Genomic DNA, 22626 nt, shown 5'->3' with positions numbered 1-22626 from the left:
CTTGCGCCAGTGGTGTCGGCCGAGGTACGGTTAGCCACTACACCATCGGCAGGACCGCCCGGGCTTCGAAGGCGCATACTCAAGGCGGCGCCTAAGGAACGGATTTGTCGGGTCCGGGCATTCAATTCTCGCGGAAGCAGTCGTGCGCAGGAGCATCGCTCAACGCGAGTTCGATCGGCTCGTTTTGTCGAGCGCCTGTCGCAGTCTGCCGACGTAGCCGCGCGAACAGCCCATGGTAGCCCACGTGGCTGCCATCGACGCGCTGCTGGGTCGAGTGACGGATTCAGGGCCGTGAGTACACGTGTTGACGGTGGTAAGACGCGTCACTCACGACCGCCGAGGTTCGAACAGCCGGAGAGCTTTGCGGAGCCGACTGACCAAAGCCAATACCCGAACGTCAGCAAAGGCCGACGATGGCCCGTCAACGGTTTGCACTACTATAGATTGACTTCCGACCCGTTCAATGCTTCCCATAGGTGGCGACATACTGCGCCAGATCAGCCCACTGTGGCGACGTCAAAAGGGGTGGGTGATCTCGAGCGACCTGCAGTGCTACCGCGTGAAACCCCTCGTTTGATTCGGACTGTCCTGCCTTAAAAACCCATTGAATGATGCATTGAACGTCGCGCTGGTAGCGCCGGCGAGGACGGGCGGAACTTCAGCGACTGCCGCAACATTCATCACATCACGGCTGTCGGCAAAGATATCGAGCTGCTGCATGGTCGGCTGCATCGTCATCGCCCTCAGAAAAGCTGCCCTTCAAGAGCGGCCAGATTAGCCCACTTCACGACGCTGCGGAAGGTGCGGCCGTCCTCGTCGACCGACTCGATGATCACGCGCTGGCCGCTCGCTTCGGCGATCACGCGCACGGTCCGCTCGCCATAGCGCATCAGCGCGCCGATCGGCGGACAGGCCGGAGCCTTGGGTCGCCTGCGCGGGCGGGGGCTACCTGTCATCGCTCTTGCCCCGCTTGCGGCGCACCGCCGTCTTGCTGGCGGGCGCGGACGCGGCGCGCGCTGCACGCGCGGGCCGGGTCGCCGCCGGACGCACCGCGGTAGTCCCGGCAGGGGCGCCCCTGGCACGGGCCGGCCGGGCCGGGCGGGTCTCGCGGACGTCCGGCTCGCGCAGGGCGGCCAGCTGTTGCTGCAGCGTTGCGTTCGTCGCCTGCACGGCCTCCAGGCGCCCCTGCAGCACGCCCGCCTGATGACGGGCGTCACCGAGCTGTGCCTGCAGCGCCTCGATGGCGCGGCGATGGTCCGCGTCCCGTTTTTCCGCGCGCTTCGTCGTCTCGTCGACTTCCTTCTGCAGCTTTGCGGCCGCGCCGCGCTCGCGGTCGATCTCGAGCAGCGCGCGCTTTTCCGTGGCGCGCAGGCGCTCACCGGACTGCGCCGCCGTCTCGCGCAGCTTCTCCAGATCGCGCGAGAAGCCGTCGCGCACCTTCTCCAGTTCGCGGTCGCGCGCGAGCGCCTCGCTTTTCAGGCGCGTGATCTCCGCCTCCAGCGCCTGCCGCGCCGCGTGCCCTTCGGCCTGCGCCTTTTCGAGTTCGCGGACCTCGACCTGCGCGGCCAGCAGCGCCGCGGTGCGCTGCTCGAGCGCCGTTTCGGTGCGGCCCAGTTCGTCGCGCGCCGCGGCGACGCGCTGCTCCGCCGCCGTGCGCTCGCCCTCCACGTCCGCGCGCAGCGCGTCGAGTTCCGCCTGCGCCGAGGCCGTCGCCCGCGTCCACAGCGTCGCGACCAGTTCCCCCGCCGCGGCACCGAGATCGGCCGGCAGGTCCGGGTGCTCGATGCGCACGCGGCTCTTCTCGCGCAGCTCCGCCCAGAACTCGCCGAGCACCGCCGCGGGCGTGCCCATGCTGCCGCGCCTGACGAGCTGGTACAGGCGGTTGGCGGTGGGCGTCTGCCCGAAGCGGAAGAACAGCAGCGCGCACACCTCGCGGTACAGCTCGCGGGTTTTCGGGAAAGCGGCCTTCAGGCGGTCGATCTCGGCCGCGAGGCGGACTTCGTCGGAAAGAACGTCGGTCATCGGACGGGAAACTGGGAATTGGTGGCTAATAATACAACGTAAAACGATTAATAATTGACGCTATTTTCCTGCTATATGACATTACGCCCATAATGTCGAAATAATGAAGTGAATCGTCGGTTCTGGCCGCGCGACACAGGTCATCCCCCGCCCCATCCCGAAAAAGCTCACCTTCATGTCGAAGCCGCCGTCAAACAGCGTTGTCGCGCTGCACCCCGCCCCGCTCGAAACCCTCGTCATTCCGGCCGCGCTCGACGGCCGCGCGGGCTCGAACCGCGCCCCGGGCGGTGTCGCACAGATCGCCGCCGCCAATGATCTCGATGCGATCCGCGCGTGGCTCGCGCGCTTTGCCGACAGACCGGCCACCTTCGACAGCTACCGCAAGGAGGCGGAACGGCTGCTGCTCTGGTCGCTCGTGCAACTGGGGAAGCCGCTCTCGTCGCTCACGCACGAGGACTGTCTGCGTTACCAGCACTTTCTTGGCGATCCGCAGCCGGCGGCGGTCTGGGTCACCGGCGGGGTCGCCCACGCCGGCTCAGGCCGTGGCCGCAAGCATCCGCGCGGCGATGCACGCTGGCGCCCGTTCTACGGCCCCCTTTCGCCTGCCAGCATTCGCCAGGCAACCGTGATCCTCAACGTGTTGTTCTGGGCTGGTGCAGGCCGGGTATCTGGCGGGCAACCGCTTGCGCTCTCTAGCCAGCACACCCGCAAGGTTGCGCCCCGCATTACGCGATATCTGGAGCCAGGGCTCTGGCAGGAAGTGAAGGACAGCATCGCGGCCATGCCGCAGGACAGCCCGCGCGCTCGCGCGCACTACCACCGCGCGCGATGGCTGTTTACGCTGCTGTATCTGGGCGGTCTGCGCATCGCCGAGGCCGGCGGCAACACGATGGGCCAGTTCTTCGTGCGGCGTGACGTCGGCGGCACGATGCGCTGGTGGCTGGCGGTGCTCGGCAAGGGGGATAAGGAACGACTGGTTCCAGCGACGCGCGAACTGATGACGGAACTGTCCCGCTACCGGCAGTCGCTGGGGATGACCGCCCTGCCCTCACCGCATGAGGCCACGCCGCTCGTGCTGCCGATCGGAAAAACAGCAGGCAGCACGGCAAGCACTCCCACAGGCGCGAAGGCAGGTGACACGTCCCGCCCGCTAACCCGGGCCGCCCTGCACACGATCGTCAAGTCGGTGTTCGCGCAGGCCGCGCAACGGCTGCGCGAACGCGGTGGAGAGGACGCCGCCCGTGCAGCGCTGCTTGAGCAGGCCTCAGCCCACTGGCTGCGGCACAGCGCGGGCTCGCACATGGCCGACCGGCAGGTCGATCTGCGACATGTACGCGATAATTTCGGCCATGCCTCACTGACGACGACCAATATTTACCTGCACGTCGACGATGATCGCCGTCATCGCGACACCGACGAAAAGCATCGCATCGACTGGTAAAGTGAAGGCTGGTGCGTCGTCGCCCGGCCGGAGTGAGGCCACCGCTGCAGCATGGCAGCCCGGTATCAATCATGCGGCAGTCAGTCCCGGCACCTCCCCGAAGACCTGTCAGAACGCGCAACGTCAGACCATGGAAACCGTCGAACTCGAACCGCAGGTCCTCGCGAACCGTCGCGGCGTGGCCTTTTCTGTTGTGCACCGGGGCACCACCGTCGAGTGCGTGATTACACTCGCCGCGCTCGAAGCCTGCTTCTGGCTAGAGTCACGCGCGGACGATGCGCGGATCCTGAAACGGTTCAATGACGGCTATCGCCGCATCCGCGCAATCGCCGAACGAAGGTTGCTGGCACATCCAGCGACGACGCTTGAACTTACCCCGGATGACTTCGCCCTTCCGAAAGAAAGCGTTTGCGCGAACGAAATACGTCCCCGCCTTTCGCCGTTCCCGGCTCCCGTCGCCCTGACGGCGCGTGTGCAAGCGACCGCCCAACTATTGCTGGTTGACCGACCTCTTACGCGGCATTGACCGCGTCCTTGATCGCTTTGCCCGCCGTGAACCTGACGGTTTTGGCGGCGGGGATCGTGATCGTTTCGCCCGTCGACGGATTGCGGCCTGCACGCTCGGCACGCGCTCCCGTGGAAAACGAGCCGAAGCCAACGAGTTGCACCGTCTCGCGACGTAGTCCGACGTCTTCACCTCCTCGAGTCCCGTTTCCGGATGCTGATGAAATTGGTGACGCCAGTTCTTCAATTGTTCTTGCAGCGAGCGTTCCATGATGCACTCCTCTCTGTTTGCCGTGCGTCGCCTACTAATCCACTCGCAGTTTCCAAGCAGTTTGGCGTTCGGTAATCGCCTCGGCGGATTCGCCAACCAGTTGCCGGTAGACGGAGGGTGCCGTCGCCCCCTCGGTGTTGATGACCAGCACGCGCGATGTCGGGCCGAGCCCCGCCGAATGCGCAAGGTCGCGGCTTTTCATCAACGCGGCCAATCCAGCATATCCCGCGGCGCCCGACTCCCCCACCACAAGCAGTGCATCCCGCTCGGAGCCGCGCGCAAGCGAGCGGATCGCCGCGATCGCATCCTCGTCGATCGGATCAGATGGATCACTTGTCTCCGTGAGACATGTTCAGAAAAATGATATTGCGTTCGCACCGCAATGCGATCCTGGGCTTTGGTTCGTCCGTCCGCAAAAATCTTTCACTTTCTCCCGCGGATTTCGAAAAACCATGCACGTCGAACTTGATAGCTTCGACCGGAAGCTGCTCGCGGAAGTGCAGCGCAACGCCAACACCCCTCAGAACGAGTTTGGGCTCGCGCGTCAGTCTGTCTATGGCCGCAGTGAATCGCAGGCTGCGTCGCCTGGCGGAACTCGGCGTCATCGACCGCTACGTCGCGGTGATTGCACAGGAAAATGTCGGCTACGGCCTGACGATGATCGCGATGGTCGAGGTCGAGAGCGAGCAGATCGATCAGCTCGACGCGATGAAGCGCTTCGTTCGCGCAATGCCCGCAGGTGCAGCAGAGCTATTACCTCGCGGGCGAATGGGACTTTGCGTTGGTGTTGACGGTGAAGAACATGGAGCAATACAACGACCTTACGCGCCAACTGTTCTTCTCGAACAACAATGTGAAGCGCTTCAAGACGCTGGTCAGCATGAGCCGAGTCAAGACCGGGCTGGATCTGCCCGTCGACACTCAAGAATAGCGGCGCTGCACGGACGGTTAAGAAGCACGCAGTCACACGTCGTGTAGCACGCCCAGGCCGCCTTTCCTCCTGGGCATGCTACAGGCAGGACTGAACTGCCGAGACGCCCATCGCAAGACCTTCGCGAGAAAGTCCCGCTCGCTCCGATCTGGCACATCGAACAAACAATCCCTTTGTGCAATCTCGAACGGCATGGCGAGCGTCGTCCGATTCGGGAGAATCGCCACGACACCGCCTCTAATCAAATCAACCGTGCGGGCGCATCCACAGGCGAGCGCTATAGACACCTGCACTTTCAAATACCCCGTCGCGGCTCACTAGCGTGACTTTGCAGTGATTCCAACAACTTATCAGCGACGTGGGCGGACCATGCTGCAATCGAAAGACTCGGTGGGGCTCCAGGAGGTTCTGGAAGGGCTGCAGCATCTGTAATATATAGGCCCGGATTGTCAAAAACCTCTCCATTTGCATCGACAACACCATCCAAATTCGACGTACCCAAACAAGCGCCCCCAATGGGCTGAACAGTTACGGGAGCACCAGTAGCGTAGACTTTTGTTTTAGTTGAGGCTTCTATAGCCCTAATTTCATCGTAAATTTCCCGATAAACACCATTGTCATCTTTACTATATCGAATCTTAAATCTGCCACGCCGCATCATCATCGAGCCGTTGCCTTCATCGCCCCCAATGGCAACGATAAAGGAATTTTTACGCAACCATTTTTTTATAAACGATGGAAGTGGAATATCATCCATACCCTGAATGCTCGCGCGAAGCATTTGCGCAGACTTGCTTGGTGAGCTTTTTGTCCGAAAAGGTCCGCAGAGCGGCGTACCCACAGTAAGATCTTTCTCGCTATTCTCCTTCCAAAACCCAAAAAACCCGCCATTCGTACCAAATCGATAGCCCAACCGTGGCATGCCATCCAAGCCATGCTCAACATCGCGGCTCTTCATTAGCAAGCGTACAGTATTCACCCCGCCAGCGGCCAAGATGACGTTTTCCGCAAAAATTCGTTCGTCCAGCCCGCTTCGATGGTTTCGATAACGGACTTCATATCGCATCTTGCGTTCGTCTTCCCTTCTTAGTTTGTGAATCGACTTGACCTCACACAGATCGCGCACAACTAAGCCATGCTGCATTGCCGGCCAAATGACCGAGAAATCCAGAGTTGTCTTGGCCCCGGAAGGAGATCCGAGAAAGCTATTATTCCGCATGTCGCACTCCCACCGCTCGACCCCGTACCCCGCCTCGACCTTGGTCGCCTGTCCATGTTTCTTTGGCAACAGGATGCCAATGGGAGCGTTTCTCAGCCCTGCATTCGACAGCTCGCCGTTGTAATTGGTTTGATCGATGCTGTTTGGGACCATATCGTCGGGAAATATGGGCCTTGCATTGAGCAGCACGAGAATCTCGTCATAGTAGCTTTCCATGTTCTCTTGAGAAATCTGCGGATGCCGATTATCCCAGTACTCAGGATCGAAAGGTCTACCCAGCACTGCCGCATAGATATGACTACCCCCTCCGACATTCGAAGAGCTAATCACATTGATGCCGTCACCGAGGTATACCTCGACAAACCCTCTTTTCTTAAGAACCATCTCGCCTTTAAAAGGGCTGGCCCTGATAGATCTCAAACCATAGGTAAATGCATGCCGGCCTTGTGGGAGAGGAGCCAAATCTACGATGTCAGTCGACTGCATCGGAACCGTATCTCGCCACGGACCGCGCTCAAGCATCGATACATTTCTCGCCGCTTCTGCGAGTCTTTTCGCGGCAATGGCCCTCGCCAAACCCACTCCCTATGACCAATACTTCAACCTGATTGTCCATGGCTATACCCATTTCCGAGGAGTTCCAAAGCTCGCTCGACCCAGCCTGCCATCGTACGACGCAAGACGTCGAAAGACGTCTGCCTTTTGACGTGCGCCGCAAAGCATCAGCGTGCTACCCGCTGCTTGTATGGCCGCGCCAGTTTCCGTCGACACCTCTCATCGAAGCCAGCGCGCACAGGACGGCTATGATCCAGTCCCTGGTGACCGAACCAACCGGTGCCAGATGGTCCCGGAGCAATCCTGGGGCTCCGCGGACGCCTCGCTTCGCAAATTTGCAGCCTCAGTGGATCCTATCGCGCGTCATACAGCTTCAACGCAAGCAATCCTTGCCCATATGCAGCGCCGGCACGCATGGCAGCTGCAATCATGCACACCTCTGCAATTTCCTCACGACTGGCACCGTGCCGTTTGGCACCCGCTGTATGCAAATCAACGCAGAGCGGGCATTGGGTTGTAAAGGCGACGCCGAGTGCGACAAGCTCCCGATACTTATTGGGAATTTGACCATCCGTGCGCGCGATGGCGTCATGATGAAAAGCTTTGAACGTCTCTCCATCGGGACCCGCGAGTCGAAATAGTTCTTCTGACAAGTTGAGGTCGGATCTTTCTTGATAGCTCATTTTTAATAATCCCTATGTTGGATATCAGCGTTAAGTGAGCGCATACGAGAGCTCGTTAACAAAAGTAAAGCGACAAGGACGGACCGACAAGGCAGACCTACTTTGTCGAACAAATAGAAAATCTTTACCGTCCTTGCCTCGTGAGTCCCGCTATCGAGACTTACGAGAGATCGCATGGAAATTTGTCGAGCCGAAGCGAGCGCGCCAGATGTTCAAACTGAGCGAAAGAGCCCAGAAGTTCCGCCAACCTGACCACCAGCATGAAATGCTCGATCGGGCGCGACGAGCGGAGCCCGTCCGCTAGCGCGCTGGTAACTGCGCGGGTTGGCACGCGCATTCCCACAGAGTTTTCCTTTCGATCTAGGGAACTTTATCTCGCTTGCCCTGAGGATTTTTCTGACCAAGACTTGCCCCACCCTCGGGCATTGGGTCGCGCCGAAGGAAGGGAATAAACCAGATCTTGCGGTGTCCACTGGAAGATGGGGATATACCCCCGCTACAGGGACCACGTATGAACTGGATCACAAACAAAACTATGGCGGCAAATCGATGGCGCGGTTTTCGTTGGCCGGTGCTGCTGGCCGCCACTGCAATGGCAACCGCAGCGGGTGCTGTGACGCCTCAAGAGAGGTTCCGCGCAGAAAGCGACGTGGCGATGAACAAAATGATGACCTCGTGGTGATCAAGCCCTCTTGCGACATCGATCGAGATTTTGCGGCCATGACGATTCCTCATCACCAAGGCGCTATCGATATCGCTCTGGCGTAGCTGCGCTACGGAAGCAACGAGCAGTTGCGGCGCATCGCCCGAGAAATCATTGTTGAACAGCAGCAAGAGATCGCCGCGATGCAATTCGCTTTGGGCGAACCTTACGCGGCGGCGAGCGGAGAACACGCGGCAGTGAGTTTTCGCTATCGCTCACAATCTCATCGTCAACAAGTTGCGGCAGCGTAAGCGGCGCGGGTTGCATCTCGACATCGCGGATGTCATGAGGGTGCCTTCGCCATCCCTGCGCCTCATGAGCAGGCGTTGTTGCATAAATCGGTCTGCCGCACACCGCTCTGACGTTTACGCGCAACGGTAGTGACGGCACCCCTGTTAACTTCTGGTTGAACTGCGTACATTCTCGATTTTTGCCCGGGAAGATGCGCAAAGACGATCGCAAGAGGCAGGAGTCCAAAGGGGTTTATCGAGTCAGTAACTGGGCTGAGTACAACGCGGGCTTGATCGCGAGAGGTGACGTGACGATGTGGATCGACGAGAGCGTCCTGACGCACGCGCCCGCGACGGGTTCATCCAGACGCGGGCGGCCATGCATCTACGCCGACGCAGTGATTCAGATGTTGCTCGGATTGAAACAGGTGTTTCGCTTGCCGCTGCGGGCACTTCAGGGCTTTGCTCAAAGTCTGCGCGCACTCGCCTTCGCCGGGCTGCCGGTACCCAACTACACGACACTGAGCCGTCGCTCGCAGGAGCTGAAAGTCGCGTTGCCTGCGATGCGCAACGGCGAGTCGCTGCATCTGCTTGTCGATAGCACAGAGGTGAAGCTTTACGGTGAAGGCGAATGGAAGGTGCGCAAGCACGGTTACGCGAAGCGTCGCACGTGGCGCAAGGTGCATCTGGCGCTGGATGCGAAGACCGGCCAAGTCTGCGCTGCGCTGATGACGCATCAGGACGTCGCCGATGCCGACATCCTGCCCGGGCTGCTCGACCAGATCCCCCTGGACGACGCGATCGATACCGTCGGTGGAGACGGTGCATACGACACAAAGCAATGCCACGGGGCGATTGCCGCGCGCGATGCACAACCGGCGATTCCGCCGCGCGAAGGGGCAAGGCCCTGGTCGGGGAACACGCCCGGCTCGGCTTGGCGCAACGAGGCCATCGGTGCAATAGCGCGAGACGGCCGACGAGAATGGAAGAAGCGTAGCGGCTATCACCGGCGCTCGCTGGTCGAGAACCTCATGTATCGATTCAAGACGCTCACCGGCAATCGTCTGTGGGCGCGCGCGATCGGCTCGCAAGCGACCGAGGTCGCAATTCGTGTGGGCGTACTTAACCGAATGACGGCACTCGCACGCCCGCAATCCGTTCGCATTTCCTGAATTCACGACCACAGAAGCACCTTTGTCTTCAAACCCGATTTATGCAACAACGCCTCATGAGCACCGAATCCGCCATGGCAGCACTGGCCGCCCTCCCCGAGGATCAGCGCAACCTGCTATCGCTGGTGTCGGTGGAGGACCTCACCTATGCGGAAGCCGCCAAGACGCTCAACATTCTGATTGGAACCGTGATGTCCCGTCTGGCCCGAAGACGGGAGCGCCTTCAACACGCACTCGACGGCGACTAGAAGCTGGCGGCACGCCCCCGAGACGAACCGTTCTTCAGGAAGATGAAGTAAGTGGACAAGCCTCGGACCCCGGCTCCTATCGTGGAGGAAGGTCTCCAGTCTTTCGTTGAGCTGCGCTCGATGCCGGTCGTTGCAAGGAAGTTCAGCATCATCTGGATCGCGATTCGGAGGCCGCGGCCACCGTCGCAATGTTCGGTGCTCAGCGGCAACTCTTGAGGTCCGCGCTTGCGCCTATTGCGGACGAACCTATTCCGGAACGGTTGCGAGTGCACTCACTACTCGAGTATCGGCGCAGTTCACGCCCTTCGACAGCTACATGGCGTACGCAACCGATCCCGCCGAGGAAACCGATAAGGCGGAATTGCTCAAGTTGGCGTCGGACAAACTGCGGCGGCCGGTCGAGATTCCGGTCCTCAGTCGAGCGGCTACGGGTATGTGGGCGGTAGATTTGGTTGCAACGGTTCACGGTTCCGCCGGTCCGTTCTTCTACGACAGCGCCGATGGGACACGCATGGCCGTCATGATCAGGCCGATGATCCATAAGAAGCAGGCGCCCACGATGGAACAGACTGCGGGCGACGTCGGAGGGGTCACTTGGGCCGCTCGTGGACTCGGCTACAGCGTGGTTGGCGCCGAAGCGCTTCATGTGCTGCATCCCATCGCTGGCGAGGTGTGCAGGCAGGTCCGCTCCAAGCCGTCAACCTAGAAAGAGCTGGCGCTTAGGACTGTTGCCTCTTATCGAGTCGTCTTGGCCAAAGCGGGCGCGTACAAGCGAGGATGCATCTGGCGCAATGTGCCGCATCTCACGTGACCCAATCTAAACTTTTTCTTTATACTAAGAACAGAATATCTCGTTTGCGGGCAGCCGTTGTAAGTTGAACAATAGCTTAATTTTATGGAAGCGGGTTCGCGCCGCAAAGAAATTATGTTTTGCCCGGCCGACGCCGCGAGAGCGCTCGACCGGCCAACACTCCTCTTGAGAAATCAGATGCCAAAAGCAAAAAATGCGATCACGCTCGGCGCGTTCGCGGTCGCAAGCCTCACTTCGCTATCGACGGCGCACGCCCAAGTTTCGACTAGCGGCTACGTCCTGCCGATGAATCTCGCGTTCGAAGCAGCGCTCGAAGCTGTGCAAACGTGCAGCGCGAAGGGCTACGCCGTGACAGCAACCGTGGTCGACGTAGCCGGAACGCCTCAAGCTGTCTTACGGGGCGATCACGCGGCGATCCATACCAAGGACTCCTCTTATCGGAAGGCATACACCGCAGCTTCGATGGGGCCAGTTTTCCATTTTGAGCGCACCAGCCAGTTCCTAGATTTACTTATCTCGAAGTTCCCACCACTTGCTGCTCAGTCCCTAGCATCCACGCCGAATGTGACGACGTTGCCGGGTGGCGTCGCCATCAAAGTTGGGGATGAAATCGTCGCCGGCATTGGCGTGGGCGGTTCGCCGGGCGGGGACAAAGATGAAGCCTGCGCGCTGGCGGCGGTAGCAAAGATTAAAGGCAAGCTATCGCACTAGATCGATACGAAGCGCCCTGCCCCCGGCCTAAATCGATCGCATGCACCGATCATCGTCCGGGGGACGCGCCCGGGTTGACGAACGCCCATACCGTCCCTCTCGTTCCATTCTTTAGCGAGCACATGTTAGAGAAACTGACGATCGCCCAGCGGCTGGGCGGCGCTTTCGTCATTCTGGGTGCAGGCTTTGTGGTCAGCATTGCTTTACCGCTTCCGCCACGGCATTGATAACGTGGGTCATTCGGGGATGACTTAGCGTTTCCTGCCGCGTACCATGAAGCACTCTGAGTCAGACCAACGTCCTCTTGATCGCCCTGGAGACAAAACGCGTTATGCCGAGGTAGCTAGGTTCTTCCGGTAGGTCGCGCCACCTCGTTGGGATCCCGGACCTCCTTCCCCTGTCTCCGGGATCGTTTGGGTGCCGTGCCAGCACGGCACCTTTTTTTGTTGGTAGCGACTGCTAGGTGAACGGATATAGCCCTAATCCGTTTCCACACCATCGCACCGCAAAGCATCCGTCAGCACGATTTCAGGAGCGGGAATTTTTTGCGTTCGATTTCTCATGAAAAAATTGAATAACCTCAAAATCGGCGTTCGTCTTTCCGTAGCCTTTGCTCTTTTGATCGTGCTCCTGATCGGGATCTCGGTCCTCGCGGCAGTTCAACTCCGTGCGGCAAGCCAACGCACCCAAGAGCTGGTCAACGAAACCTATCTCAAGGTTGAGCTTGCCCATCAACTCAAAGATTATGCGAACTTCACGGCGCGCCAGATACGTAGTGCGATACTTGCCCGCGACGCGGACGAGGTCACGAAGGACCTGGAGCAAGTCGAGCAAACGCGCAGCAAGTACGACCCAGTGGTCAAACGGCTAGATGCGCTCATTCGCTTTACGGAAGGACGCAAGCTCTTCGAGGAGATGAGGGCAGTACAGTTGCGTTACCGGCACACGCGCGACAAGGTCGTTGATCTCATCAGGCAGGGACAAAAAGACCAGGCCATCGATCTCATGTTTGGCGATCTACGCAAGGAGCAGCAAACATACTTCGGCGCGGTCGACAATCTCGTGACATTTCAGACCGATCTGATGGCGGAAAGCGGCAACGACGCCGCGGCGGCCGCCCGTGGCGCCACACTGATAATTGTAGCGACCGCCCTCGTCGCAATTGTGCTTGGCATTATGTGCAGTTGGGCGATCACCCGCTCGGTGGTTGGTCCGGCGCGCGAGGCCGTCGAATCAGCCAATCGCGTCGCAGACGGCGATTTGACGGCGCGCATCGAAGCGAGGACAGACGATGAGATGGGACAGCTAATGCAAGCCTTGCAGAAAATGAACGGAAGCCTGGCGCAGATTATCGGTGGCGTGCGGACGAGCGTTGAGACTATCAATTCGGCAGCGAGTCAAATTGCCTCGGAGAACGCTTCGCTGGCTAACCGCACTGAACAGCAAGCCGCCTCATTAGAGCAAACCGCAGCGAGCATGACGCAATTGACCGAAACAGTGAAACAGAACGCGGACAATGCACACGAGGCGAAGGCACTCGCAGTGAATGCGAGCGACATTGCGGATACGGGCCACTCGGCGGTGCAGGAGATGCTCGGAACGATCGGGCGGGTCAACAAAAGCGCGGCCGAGATCTCGGAGATTACCAGCCTCATCGAAGGCATCGCGTTCCAGACCAACATCTTGGCGCTCAACGCCGCGGTTGAGGCTGCGCGCGCCGGCGAGCAGGGGCGCGGCTTCGCCGTGGTGGCGAGCGAGGTGCGCTCGTTGGCACAGCGTTCATCGGCGGCGGCCAAGGAAATCAAGGAAATCATCGAGACATCGGTCGGCATGATCCAAGATAGCGCCCGCCAGGCCGGCGAAGCCAGCGCCAGTGTTGAGCAGATCAAACAGGCGGTGCGCAAGGTGCTGGAGATCGTCGACGAAATTTCGACTGCATCCGACCAGCAGACGGATGGTATCGAACAGGTCCATACCGCTGTCAATCAGCTTGATCGTGTGACCCAACAGAACGCCACCCTCGTGGAGGAGTCGGCTGCAGCCGCGCGATCGCTGGAGGAGCAGGCGATCGAACTGCGCACCGCCATCTCCATCTTTAAGGTGGATTCAAGCCTGCCTGCACTCCGTGCTGCGTGAGCTTCACATAAGCATGGCGCCTTGTGGGGGCTGTGACCTGCAAACTCCCGCACCGGTAATGCGCGGCTCCGAGGTGGCACGAACACGCGGTCAAGATTTTCTTTCGATCATCAGCAGAACATCTCATTTGTGACAGCCTGCGAAGTCATCGAACAATGTCGGCGCAGAAGGAAAGAGCAAGTCGACCAGCGAGCTACACCCACGACGCGGTATTTAAGGAGTATCTGTGAATAGTTTCTATCCGAAGTTCGCCCTGCGCGCTTGCGCGCGCCTTGCCGCCGTGCTGGCATTGTCCATGTCGTCAGTCCACGCATTGGCTCAATCCACGCTGCATGTCTATGGACCTGGAGGTCCGGCTCCTTCAATGAAGGAAGCAGCCACGGCGTTCGAGAAGCAGACGGGTACGCACGTCGACGTCACGGCCGGCCCAACGCCATCGTGGATCGATCACGCACGCACCGACGCCGACCTGATCTACAGCGGCTCGGAAACGATGATGTCGGACTTCGTCGTTGCAATGGGCGACCAACTCACGCCTCAAGCACCGGTGCCGCTGTATCTTCGTCCAATGTCGATCCTCGTTCGCCCCGGCAATCCTCGCCATATCCATGGCCTGGCGGACTTGCTCAAGCTAGGCGTGAAGATCCTGGTGGTCAACGGCGCGGGGCAGAATGGCGTATGGGAAGACGTTGCAGGTCGACTTGGAGATATTCGCACCGTCGCGGCGATGCGCAGCAATATCGTGAGCTATGCGAGTAATAGTGCGGCTGCGCGACAGACTTGGATCGCACAGCCCGACATCGACGCGTGGCTTATCTGGAACATCTGGCAGGTATCGAACCCCTCGCTTGCCGAGACAGTGCCGATCGAGCCGCGCTACGCGATCTATCGCGATACGGGCGTGGCGGTGACCAAACGCGGAACAGCGAATCCGGCTGCCCAGCAGTTCGTTGATTTCCTTCGTTCCAAAGCGGGTGCGGCAATTTTCGCCCGCTGGGGCTGGATCACCGGAGAGTAGGTCGGCACCCCGGAGACTCGAGGGTATCGACGCGGCATTGTCGAGTCCGACATTGTCGCGTCTCAAAGCATCCGCGGGTTCCAAAGCGGTATGCGATGACGAAACGAGCGCCGGATAAAGGCACGCGCGTGACGCTTGCCCGCCAGGATCAGTTGCGGCCGGCCATCACGCCACCGTCCACGTCCCAAGTCGCCCCGGTGACCCAGCTCGCTTTATCCGAGAGCAAGAAGGCGACGACTTCGGCGACGTCCTGCGGGGTACCGATACGGCCGATCGGGTGGAAGCTGTCGAAGCCCTGCAGGGCGCTATTCACCTCGTCTTTCGGCATGAACTTCTCGTAGATCGGCGTTTGCACTACCGCTGGCGACACCGTGTTGACTCGAATGCGTTTTGGCGCCAACTCCATGGCTAAGTGCTGAGTGAGCGAATGCAGGCCGGCCTTCGCCATGGCGTATGCCGACGCCGGCATCGCGGCGATGGCCTGCTGGGCGCCGACCGAACCGATGTTGACGATCGCGCCAGGAAGACCTATCGCGACGAGATTCGCGGCTACCTTCTGCGTGATAAAGAAGAATGATTTGTTCAGCGTCAGATACTGGTCGTAATCCGCAGCCTGATGCTCAAGGAACGGCTTCGGGAAGAACACGCCAGCCGCGTTGACCAGCAGGTCGATATCCGGATGCTGCTCATCGATGGTCTTGAGCAGCGCCGCCAGTCCTTCATCGTTGGACAGATCCGCGGCCAGCGCCGCAACCGCGCCCACTGCGGTCAGTTCCTTGCGCGCCTCCTCGGCCTTATCCGCACGATGTCCGACGATGACCGCACTGCCGCCTTCGGCAAGAACCATTCTGGCCGTTTGCAGGCCAATTCCGCTGGTACCGCCGACGACTAGCAGCTTCCTGCCTTTGAATTGATTGCTCATCTTAGTCTCTCCACCTGCTAACTGGCAGGATCCGGTTGAAGGAAAGCAGGTTGACGTTACCGCCGCTCGGCGGACGGCCGCATCTCGTTACGGTGAAAGGATCACCCAGCAAATCAGCAAACACAGAAAGGAAAACTATTGATTATCGTGATCACGAAGACGATCCCGCGTCGCGCTTTCCATTCATGTTTTGACACGCTATTCCACCTGCTTTTTGACATTCTTCTCTGATTCCGTTCTATGTGCAAATGAGCAAAAGTGTCCTCAATAAAAAGAAAATCTTTATCTTATGCCTTTAATGATCTGCGCTTGACTTTGCCACGGTAGCAATGTCTAGCCTACCCAACACGGTGAACGAACTGCCATCAGTTGGCTGAGAACGAGCGCTCCAATTCGAACGTACTTGCCCGCGTTGGCTGTAACATCAATTCAGGAGGTCTACATGTCTTTAAAAGCAGTTTGCAACACCTCTTCGGATGACGAACAGTGCGTCCTTCGCGTCGAAGGAATGGACTGCGCAAGTTGCGTGGGCAAGATCGAGACAGCGCTAGGTCGTATGGACGGGGTATCCGACATCAGTGTCCAATTCACCAGCGAGACCTTGTCAGTTAATCGAAGCCGGTCGGATAAAACGACGACTCCGGACATCGTACAAAAGATCCGAGCGCTTGGTTTCGATGCGACGCCGCTACCGGCGAATGCGGTTTCGAGTTCGGCTGCCGTCAATGCTGCGCAATCGAATGACGCTCGAGTACACAGTCACGATGCCGGCACACACCAGAGCGGGTCGTGCAGCGATGCACACGATCACGGCGCACATGATCATAAAGAGAGACACGACAACAAACATGACCACGGACAAACTTGCGACGGTCATCCCGGTCAAGGCGAAGCGCATGACCATGAGCACGAGCACGAGCACAAGGCGTGCGACATCCATCCAGCGTCCAGCCAAAATCCATCGGAACGCTCATCGGCCACGCCGAGTGTCACGATGCGCGTCGAGGGCATGGACTGCGCAAGTTGCATAGGCAAGATCGAGACGGCCCTTTCGCGCATGCCTGGCGTCTCTGATGTCAAGATCAATTTCAGTGCGGAAACGTTGGGGCTTTCCCTCGTCTCAGGCGCTTTCACGCAGGTCGCAGACATCGAAAAGACGATCAAGAGCATGGGCTTTGGCGTATCTGACGCCCGGCACGACAGCACGCCAGCCGATACACCGCGTGAAGAAGAGGCCCGCTCCCGCACTCGGCGCTGGTGGCAAACAAAGAAAGGGAAACAGGTTGTCGGCCTCGGCGTGTTGATGGGAGCGGCCTACGCCGTAGCCCACTTGATCCCGGAATATGCAGGCTGGATCTTCACAGCCGCGGTAGTCGTCGGCGTTTTCCCTTTCGCGCGCAAGGCTTGGGCGCTGGCAAGCTCCGGCTCGCCTTTCTCAATCGAAATGTTGATGACCGTGGCTTCGCTGGGCGCACTCGCGATTGGGCAATCGGAGGAAGCCGCTGCCGTCGTGTTGCTGTTCGCAATCGGCGAGTTGTTCGAAAGCGTAGCGGCCGGCCGTGCACGAGCAGGGATCAAGGCACTCGCAACGCTGGTGCCGAAGACCGCCATCCTGCTTGATCCGCAGGGAAAGCAGCGCACCGTGGCGGCAGCGGATTTGCAGATGGGCGACGTTGTCCTGGTTCGCCCGGGCGATCGCGTTCCCGCGGACGGTGTCGTTCTCCACGGAGCGTCGAGCATCGACGAGTCTCCTGTGACGGGAGAATCGGTCCCGCGCCCCAAAACGTCCGGTGAAAGCGTCTTCGCCGGATCAATCAACGTTGAAGGCGTGCTCCAGGTGCGAGTCGAAAAAACGACTGCCGACAATACCATCTCGAGAATCATTCAACTCGTGGAACGGGCGCAAACCTCCAAGGCCCCCACCGCCCGATTCATCGAGAAGTTCAGCCGGTATTACACGCCGGCAGTGATGGCGATTGCGGCCGCCGTTGTCGTCCTCCCCCCGCTCGTGATCGGCGGCAACTGGGAAACGTGGCTCTATCGCGGCTTGTCGCTGCTGCTCATCGCCTGCCCGTGCGCGCTCGTCCTGTCGACGCCCGCCGCTATCGCCTCAGGGCTCGCCGTTGCAACGCGCCGGGGGCTGTTGATCAAGGGCGGCAACGCGCTGGAAACGATTGGACGCGTACGCGCCGTTGCATTCGACAAAACCGGTACGCTAACCGAGGGCAAGCCACGTGTGACAAATGTTGTGTCCCTCTGCAGAAGCAGCGACCGTGAAGTTCGTGCTCTCGCGGCAGCGGTCGAATCGGGCTCCAGCCATCCGCTCGCCAAAGCGATCGTCGCGCACGCCGAAGAGACTGACATTGCCATCCCCACGGCTTCGAACGCCTCGGCGACGCCGGGCAAGGCCGTTCATGCAACCGTGAATGGCCGGAAGTTGACGGTAGGGTCGCCTTCGTACGCTGCCCAGGCAGGAAATCTTTCAGCCGAAACGCGCCAGCGCATCGAAGCATTGGAAGATGGCGGAAATACGGTGGCCGTATTGCTCGACGAACAGAACAGCGAAATCATCGGCCTGCTTTCTCTGCGCGACGAACCTCGACCCGATGCACTCGAAGGCGTGGCACGCCTGAAGCAAATGGGAATAAGGTCAGTCATGCTGACGGGCGACAACGGCAGGACTGCGCGTGCCATCGCTTCTCAGCTCCGTATCGAATGGCAAGCCGAATTGCTGCCTGAGGACAAGTTGCGCCACATTACCCAGATGAAGCACGACGCCAAGGTGGCCATGGTCGGCGACGGCATCAACGATGCGCCGGCACTGGCAACTGCAGACGTCGGCATCGCCATGGGGGGCGGCACTGACGTCGCGATCGAGACGGCTGACGCTGCGTTGCTTAAGAGCCGAGTCATCGATGTCGCTCACCTTGTCGCAATCTCGCGCGCGACCATGACGAATATTCGGCAGAACGTTACGTTCGCGCTCGGCCTTAAAGCACTGTTTCTCGTCACCACCGTGCTGGGTATGACGGGCCTTTGGGTTGCGGTCCTGGCCGACACCGGTGCAACGGCGCTAGTCACGCTCAACGCCTTGCGTCTGCTGCGATTCGGCAAGACACGAAACGCGAGTGGCGGGCGCGATAACGGCATGAAGCCACACCCATCCGCAGCCATAGACTAAACCAGCCGAGTGCGAAATCGCAAGAAGAGGCAGCTACGCCGCGACAGGTTCAGTTGCGGCGTAGCTGCTTTCTCAACTTGAAAAATCTTTCAATGGCTCTCGGGCCTACCCTTACTGCGCCCAAGACAAACTCATCAGGACAATCTCATCGATTTATAAATTAAGTGGTGTAACGGAGACGCGGCGCATCATTCGAAGCCCCCACCCATCGCGGGCCCACTAGCGAACCACCGAGCTGTCCTTCCATACTCCCTGGCCGAACTGACGCACGGTGATCGCCCCATTGCGGATATCTCCGTTCTCGTCAAACTGGATAGGCCCGGTTACGCCGTCGAACTTCACCGCCTGAAGCTTCTGCATGTATATCTTCGGATCCGTCGAGTCTGCTGTCTGCATAGCAGTCGCCATCGCCATCACCGCGTCGTACGCATACGGAGCGTAGAGTTGCACCGGCACGCCGAAGCGCTGCTGGAACCGCTTGAAGAACGCAGGCCCCTGTGGCATGCGCGATGGCGGTACACCCGCCAGCGTGCAGAATGTATTGGCGCTCATCGACGACCCTGCGAGTGTGATGAACTGCGGCGTGCAGGACTCATCGCCTGCAATGAACGTCGCCTTCAACGCGAGCTTCTGCATTTGCTGGACGAAGGCCGCGGCCTGCGTGTCTCCCCCTGTAAACGCGATCGCGTCCGGTTGATGGCTCTTGATTGTCGTCAAGACCGCCTTCCAGTCGGTCGTCTTATCCGTGCCGAACTCCCGATCCACGACTGTTCCGCCTGCCGCCTTGACGGCCTTCTCGATCTGGTCCGCAAGACCTTGCCCGTATGCCGTACGATCATCAACAATGGCGACCTTGCCCGCTTTTAAATCACGAACGAGATACGTGCCGATCACCGAGCCCTGTCGCACATCGTTGGCAACCATGCGAAACAGACTCTTGAATCCCTGCTCGGTCAAGAGAGGATTGGTCGCCGACTCCGTGATCATGGGAATCCCAGCGGCCGCGTAGATTCGCGACGCCGGAATCGACGTACCGGAATTGGCGTGCCCTACCACCCGCCACACGATCGTCGATCAGCTTCTGGGCAACCGTCACAGCAGTCTTCGGGTCCGCCGCGTCGTCCTGCGAATCCAGAACAAACGTGATGGGCTGTCCGCCGATTTTCAACTTTCTGCTGTTCAGATCCTCGATCGCGAGCCGCACGCCGTTTTCGTCATCCTTGCCGATATGCGCCAGTTCACCCGTGAGTGGCGAAACCTGTCCACTCTTGACAGTTGTACCCGCGAACGCTGCAAATGATGGCACTGCGGCCAGCGTTGCAATCAAAGCAGAAGTAAATCGGTTGATCTTCATGGTCGGTCGGTCTCCAGTCTCCTCGTTGAACGTGGCCCTCGATCACCGACGCTCTCATGCACATCAAGGTGGACCTTAGGGGTATGACGCTCATGGTATGCATTGCGATTTGAAGAAAGGAATCTGAATTGCGCTGCGAAATGAACTTTTTTTCATGCCGCGCCCTTCCCATTGATTTTTTTAAAGGGCCCCATCGCAAATGGCGCGCCAGACGGGAGTCTGGTCGACGTAAAGTGATGACGCGTTAAGGACGTATCGTTTACCCGCGACGGAGACGTTCATTCCCAGACGCGCCGATCGCGTTTTTCTTTTCACGGTTCGTGATCAATGACCTGACTGTCGCCGTTTGTCAGGCAACGCTTTTTGGCGGGGAGCGCTGGCAGCCCTGTCACCCACCACCGCTTCGGATGCGAGCGACTCGATGATCGGACAGTCGGGCCTGTCGTCTCCGTTACAGCTGTGCAGCAACTGTTCAAGCGCCGCCTTCATCTCGTCAAGCTCTCTCAGTTTTTCGTCGAGTTCCGCGAGGTGCGCCTGCGCCAGTGTCTTCACCTGCCGACTGGAGCGCTTGCGGTTCTGCCATAGGTCGAGGAGTTCTGCGATCCGACCCAGCGAAAAACCGAGGCCCCGGCCGTTGCGGATGAACCGCAGCCTGCTCACATCCTTGTCGCTGTATTGGCGGTAACCGCTCATTGAGCGGCTCGCTTGAGGCAATAGCCCCAGACCTTCATAGTGACGAATCATCTTGGTCGAGACGCCAGATGCGGACGCCACTTCGCCGATGTTCATAGACAACCTCCTTTCATCTGGCCGAACGTGCCAGCGGTGTCACCGCCGCCGCCAACGAGGCAGCATCAGTTCATTGCCGACGAGCTTACCCTCGGTCAGCGTGCCCGTCTTGTCGAACGCCACAACGGTCACCGACTAAGTACGAAGCGGAATATCATGCGTCAGTGATCGTCAAGTCGGAGCAATCTCCGATCGTTTCCGCCAGAATCATCTGGTAACAATCGGCCGGCACGCGCATATCGCGTGTTCGGGGGCGAAACACCCGGTCGCCGCGATTGATGGTGCGCCCCGTCAGTGCGCAGATCGCGGCGACGGGCGCGCGGCCGCTGCACCAAATCTGCTCTGTGTATCGACCGACACACGGATCGCTCCACGACACGCTAATCGTGAATGGCGACAACCGGTCCACGACCATAATGTTGGAAGGCCGCTTGGCTGGATGCCGATGATCTTCAGCGAGAGGTCGACATACCCTGTTGCGACGTTTCTCGAGCATCACCGATTGATCTTTCGCAGACGCATTGAGCTGCTCGGCAGACGGACTAAGAACATTCAACAACGTGCGGAGTACGCGATTGTCTTCGGATAGTTCGGCCATCGATCCATCTCCAGTAGCTTCCGCGGACATGGTGCGAAAGCACAAGCACGTTCATGTGCGCGGCGGTCCAATTCGACTGCCGCGCCGACGGCTTTAATGTCCGCCTTCCTGACGCACCGCCAGCTTGCTGCTAACTGAGGTGACGCCTTGCACTTTCTGCGCCGCATGGACTGCCAGATCGTTCTGCTGCTCTTCCTCAGTATGGCCAGCCAGCGTCACGTGCCCCGTCTTCGCATCACCGAACACGGTGATCGACGTTGCATCGAGGCCCTTGGTTTCGGAGAGAGCCTTATGAACGGTCTTGGAGAATGAGCGGTTGGCTGCGCGAACCGCCTTCTTCGTCGTAGCTGACTGCTTGCTCGTCGTGACGCCGGTGGCGTCCGACGCCGACACCGCCGCGTCTGCAGCGAACGCCGTCGTATAAGTCATAGCCGCAACAGCAAATGCAAGGCCGCTGTTCAGAACAAGTTGTCGAAGTTTCATGTTGATCCTTTTGTTTGATGTTCGAGAATGAACGTTTCAGATTTAAAAATGGGTGAACCAACGGGTGCAGTAGGCGCCGCTAGACGCCGTATCGCAATCCTGGTGCTCACCGCGAGCGGCCGACGCCGTGAGCGAGCAACCCATAGTGCTGCGGTCCACAGCAGCTCTTCGTTTGAGTAGTACATGTGTTGGCACTGTCGCCAACGATTTGCACGGGCGTGTAGCCGGCATCCGCAATGGCATCGCGCAACCTGTTCGGATCGACATCGGTCGACTCGATCGTCACCCGATGCTTGCCCGGATCGACGGTAATCTGAGCACCACCGTCCACAGCTTTCAGTGCTTCGGTAATCGCACCGGCGCAGTGTCCACACGTCATATCATCTACTTCAAAGACAATCATGAGCTTTCTCCTGATGGGTCTTGTTGATGAGATGTTGGAACTATCCAGCTTCCCATCGTTGTAATGTCAAGAGGCCAGCAACGAGGCTCAGAGGACCCGTGGATTGAATTTGAAGCTTCTTTCGAATCTCGAGTGGGTGGTTGCCGGGTCAAGTGCGGGCGTCAGCCCGGCGAAGCGAACGCTTGACGCGCGTGGCGCAAGCAAGCTGGCAGAGGGCTGGTTGCGGCAGAATGCTGCAACC

At 59.4% G+C, this 22626-nt stretch carries 18 protein-coding genes and 6 pseudogenes; 11 read left to right on the top strand and 13 right to left on the bottom strand.

Annotation, left to right across the window (positions count from 1 at the left end; all coding sequences use genetic code 11):
- Positions 1-552 precede the first annotated feature (552 nt).
- From AB4Y32_RS38645 to AB4Y32_RS38635, 3 genes are read right to left on the bottom strand one after another with little or no spacing between them, the layout of a single operon-like run.
- Positions 553-720, bottom strand: a complete 168-nt coding sequence (locus AB4Y32_RS38645) for a hypothetical protein (protein WP_368726308.1) — start codon at positions 718-720, stop codon at positions 553-555.
- Between the two features lie 23 nt (positions 721-743).
- The gene (locus tag AB4Y32_RS38640; protein WP_342937297.1) at positions 744-890 is read right to left on the bottom strand and encodes a hypothetical protein; all 147 of its coding nucleotides are present in this window, start codon (positions 888-890) and stop codon (positions 744-746) included.
- Between the two features lie 55 nt (positions 891-945).
- Positions 946-2022, bottom strand: coding sequence for a DNA-binding protein (locus tag AB4Y32_RS38635; RefSeq protein WP_342937296.1), 1077 nt, complete (start codon positions 2020-2022; stop codon positions 946-948).
- 175 nt (positions 2023-2197) lie between these two features.
- Between AB4Y32_RS38635 and AB4Y32_RS38630 the strand changes: the two are divergent.
- Together AB4Y32_RS38630 and AB4Y32_RS38625 are read left to right on the top strand one after the other, a co-directional pair.
- Positions 2198-3463 (top strand): annotated as a pseudogene (locus tag AB4Y32_RS38630) (tyrosine-type recombinase/integrase).
- Positions 3464-3593: 130 nt separating this feature from the next.
- Positions 3594-3860: pseudogene (locus tag AB4Y32_RS38625) on the top strand (DUF1488 family protein); the annotation flags it as partial.
- Between the two features lie 115 nt (positions 3861-3975).
- Here AB4Y32_RS38625 and AB4Y32_RS38620 read toward each other — a convergent pair.
- Complete coding sequence (locus AB4Y32_RS38620; RefSeq protein WP_368726312.1) at positions 3976-4194, bottom strand: HU family DNA-binding protein; 219 nt, start codon at positions 4192-4194, stop codon at positions 3976-3978.
- Positions 4195-4272: 78 nt separating this feature from the next.
- Positions 4273-4551: pseudogene (locus tag AB4Y32_RS38615) on the bottom strand (diaminopropionate ammonia-lyase); the annotation flags it as partial.
- Positions 4552-4690: 139 nt separating this feature from the next.
- Between AB4Y32_RS38615 and AB4Y32_RS38610 the strand changes: the two are divergent.
- Positions 4691-5169, top strand: a pseudogene (locus AB4Y32_RS38610) (Lrp/AsnC family transcriptional regulator).
- Between the two features lie 295 nt (positions 5170-5464).
- Here the strand turns inward: AB4Y32_RS38610 and AB4Y32_RS38605 are convergent.
- Positions 5465-6910 (bottom strand): GMC oxidoreductase, encoded by a 1446-nt coding sequence (locus AB4Y32_RS38605; RefSeq protein ID WP_368726306.1) that lies wholly within the window; start codon positions 6908-6910, stop codon positions 5465-5467.
- Between the two features lie 386 nt (positions 6911-7296).
- Positions 7297-7626: a carboxymuconolactone decarboxylase family protein gene (locus AB4Y32_RS38600; RefSeq protein WP_368726305.1), complete on the bottom strand. Its 330-nt coding sequence runs from the start codon at positions 7624-7626 to the stop codon at positions 7297-7299.
- 592 nt (positions 7627-8218) lie between these two features.
- Here AB4Y32_RS38600 and AB4Y32_RS38595 point away from each other — a divergent pair.
- The 7 genes and pseudogenes from AB4Y32_RS38595 to AB4Y32_RS38565 all read left to right on the top strand — a co-directional run.
- A pseudogene (locus tag AB4Y32_RS38595) lies at positions 8219-8496 on the top strand (DUF305 domain-containing protein); the annotation flags it as partial.
- A gap of 275 nt (positions 8497-8771) precedes the next feature.
- Positions 8772-9731 carry an IS5 family transposase gene (locus AB4Y32_RS38590; RefSeq protein ID WP_368726304.1) on the top strand — a complete coding sequence of 320 codons (960 nt, stop codon included), beginning with the start codon at positions 8772-8774 and terminating at the stop codon, positions 9729-9731.
- A 56-nt stretch (positions 9732-9787) separates the two neighbouring features.
- Positions 9788-9979, top strand: coding sequence for a sigma factor-like helix-turn-helix DNA-binding protein (locus tag AB4Y32_RS38585; RefSeq protein WP_368726303.1), 192 nt, complete (start codon positions 9788-9790; stop codon positions 9977-9979).
- 316 nt (positions 9980-10295) lie between these two features.
- Positions 10296-10685, top strand: a complete 390-nt coding sequence (locus AB4Y32_RS38580) for a hypothetical protein (RefSeq protein WP_368726302.1) — start codon at positions 10296-10298, stop codon at positions 10683-10685.
- Positions 10686-10874: 189 nt separating this feature from the next.
- Positions 10875-11501, top strand: coding sequence for a heme-binding protein (locus AB4Y32_RS38575; RefSeq protein WP_368726301.1), 627 nt, complete (start codon positions 10875-10877; stop codon positions 11499-11501).
- Between the two features lie 561 nt (positions 11502-12062).
- The gene (locus tag AB4Y32_RS38570; RefSeq protein ID WP_368726300.1) at positions 12063-13637 is read left to right on the top strand and encodes a methyl-accepting chemotaxis protein; all 1575 of its coding nucleotides are present in this window, start codon (positions 12063-12065) and stop codon (positions 13635-13637) included.
- A 295-nt stretch (positions 13638-13932) separates the two neighbouring features.
- The gene (locus AB4Y32_RS38565; RefSeq protein ID WP_368726311.1) at positions 13933-14655 is read left to right on the top strand and encodes a substrate-binding domain-containing protein; all 723 of its coding nucleotides are present in this window, start codon (positions 13933-13935) and stop codon (positions 14653-14655) included.
- A 148-nt stretch (positions 14656-14803) separates the two neighbouring features.
- Here the strand turns inward: AB4Y32_RS38565 and AB4Y32_RS38560 are convergent, their stop codons facing one another.
- A complete protein-coding gene (locus AB4Y32_RS38560; RefSeq protein ID WP_368726299.1) occupies positions 14804-15577 on the bottom strand; it encodes an SDR family NAD(P)-dependent oxidoreductase in 774 nt (257 codons plus the stop codon).
- A gap of 442 nt (positions 15578-16019) precedes the next feature.
- On the opposite strand from AB4Y32_RS38560, the gene AB4Y32_RS38555 reads away from it, so the two are divergent.
- Positions 16020-18758 carry a heavy metal translocating P-type ATPase gene (locus AB4Y32_RS38555; RefSeq protein ID WP_368726298.1) on the top strand — a complete coding sequence of 913 codons (2739 nt, stop codon included), beginning with the start codon at positions 16020-16022 and terminating at the stop codon, positions 18756-18758.
- A 219-nt stretch (positions 18759-18977) separates the two neighbouring features.
- Here the strand turns inward: AB4Y32_RS38555 and AB4Y32_RS38550 are convergent.
- The 5 genes and pseudogenes from AB4Y32_RS38550 to AB4Y32_RS38530 form a co-directional block, all read right to left on the bottom strand.
- Positions 18978-20112, bottom strand: a pseudogene (locus tag AB4Y32_RS38550) (branched-chain amino acid ABC transporter substrate-binding protein).
- Between the two features lie 324 nt (positions 20113-20436).
- Entirely contained in the window at positions 20437-20901 is a 465-nt protein-coding gene (gene cueR / locus AB4Y32_RS38545; protein WP_368726297.1) for a Cu(I)-responsive transcriptional regulator, read from the bottom strand.
- A gap of 154 nt (positions 20902-21055) precedes the next feature.
- On the bottom strand, positions 21056-21499 hold the full coding sequence (locus tag AB4Y32_RS38540) for a DUF3331 domain-containing protein (protein WP_368726296.1): 444 nt from the start codon (positions 21497-21499) through the stop codon (positions 21056-21058).
- 93 nt (positions 21500-21592) lie between these two features.
- Entirely contained in the window at positions 21593-21982 is a 390-nt protein-coding gene (locus tag AB4Y32_RS38535) for a BON domain-containing protein (protein ID WP_368726295.1), read from the bottom strand.
- A gap of 106 nt (positions 21983-22088) precedes the next feature.
- Positions 22089-22385, bottom strand: coding sequence for a heavy-metal-associated domain-containing protein (locus tag AB4Y32_RS38530; protein ID WP_368726294.1), 297 nt, complete (start codon positions 22383-22385; stop codon positions 22089-22091).
- Between the last annotated feature and the right edge of the window lie 241 nt (positions 22386-22626).

It is taken from the genome of Paraburkholderia phymatum, assembly GCF_040965635.1.
In the GTDB taxonomy this organism is placed as follows: domain Bacteria; phylum Pseudomonadota; class Gammaproteobacteria; order Burkholderiales; family Burkholderiaceae; genus Paraburkholderia; species Paraburkholderia phymatum_B.
This window is presented reverse-complemented; position numbering and strand designations above follow the sequence as displayed.

Excerpts from the sequence above, each read along its gene's own strand:
- AB4Y32_RS38645 (WP_368726308.1), bottom strand. The coding sequence starts at position 720 with ATGCAGCAGCTCGATATCTTTGCCGACAGCCGTGATGTGATGAATGTT.
- AB4Y32_RS38640 (WP_342937297.1), bottom strand. The coding sequence starts at position 890 with ATGCGCTATGGCGAGCGGACCGTGCGCGTGATCGCCGAAGCGAGCGGC.
- AB4Y32_RS38635 (WP_342937296.1), bottom strand. The coding sequence starts at position 2,022 with ATGACCGACGTTCTTTCCGACGAAGTCCGCCTCGCGGCCGAGATCGAC.
- AB4Y32_RS38605 (WP_368726306.1), bottom strand. The coding sequence starts at position 6,910 with ATGCTTGAGCGCGGTCCGTGGCGAGATACGGTTCCGATGCAGTCGACT.
- AB4Y32_RS38600 (WP_368726305.1), bottom strand. The coding sequence starts at position 7,626 with ATGAGCTATCAAGAAAGATCCGACCTCAACTTGTCAGAAGAACTATTT.
- AB4Y32_RS38590 (WP_368726304.1), top strand. The coding sequence starts at position 8,772 with ATGCGCAAAGACGATCGCAAGAGGCAGGAGTCCAAAGGGGTTTATCGA.
- AB4Y32_RS38585 (WP_368726303.1), top strand. The coding sequence starts at position 9,788 with ATGAGCACCGAATCCGCCATGGCAGCACTGGCCGCCCTCCCCGAGGAT.
- AB4Y32_RS38580 (WP_368726302.1), top strand. The coding sequence starts at position 10,296 with ATGGCGTACGCAACCGATCCCGCCGAGGAAACCGATAAGGCGGAATTG.
- AB4Y32_RS38575 (WP_368726301.1), top strand. The coding sequence starts at position 10,875 with ATGGAAGCGGGTTCGCGCCGCAAAGAAATTATGTTTTGCCCGGCCGAC.
- AB4Y32_RS38570 (WP_368726300.1), top strand. The coding sequence starts at position 12,063 with ATGAAAAAATTGAATAACCTCAAAATCGGCGTTCGTCTTTCCGTAGCC.
- AB4Y32_RS38565 (WP_368726311.1), top strand. The coding sequence starts at position 13,933 with ATGTCGTCAGTCCACGCATTGGCTCAATCCACGCTGCATGTCTATGGA.
- AB4Y32_RS38560 (WP_368726299.1), bottom strand. The coding sequence starts at position 15,577 with ATGAGCAATCAATTCAAAGGCAGGAAGCTGCTAGTCGTCGGCGGTACC.
- AB4Y32_RS38555 (WP_368726298.1), top strand. The coding sequence starts at position 16,020 with ATGTCTTTAAAAGCAGTTTGCAACACCTCTTCGGATGACGAACAGTGC.
- cueR (WP_368726297.1), bottom strand. The coding sequence starts at position 20,901 with ATGAACATCGGCGAAGTGGCGTCCGCATCTGGCGTCTCGACCAAGATG.
- AB4Y32_RS38540 (WP_368726296.1), bottom strand. The coding sequence starts at position 21,499 with ATGGCCGAACTATCCGAAGACAATCGCGTACTCCGCACGTTGTTGAAT.
- AB4Y32_RS38535 (WP_368726295.1), bottom strand. The coding sequence starts at position 21,982 with ATGAAACTTCGACAACTTGTTCTGAACAGCGGCCTTGCATTTGCTGTT.
- AB4Y32_RS38530 (WP_368726294.1), bottom strand. The coding sequence starts at position 22,385 with ATGATTGTCTTTGAAGTAGATGATATGACGTGTGGACACTGCGCCGGT.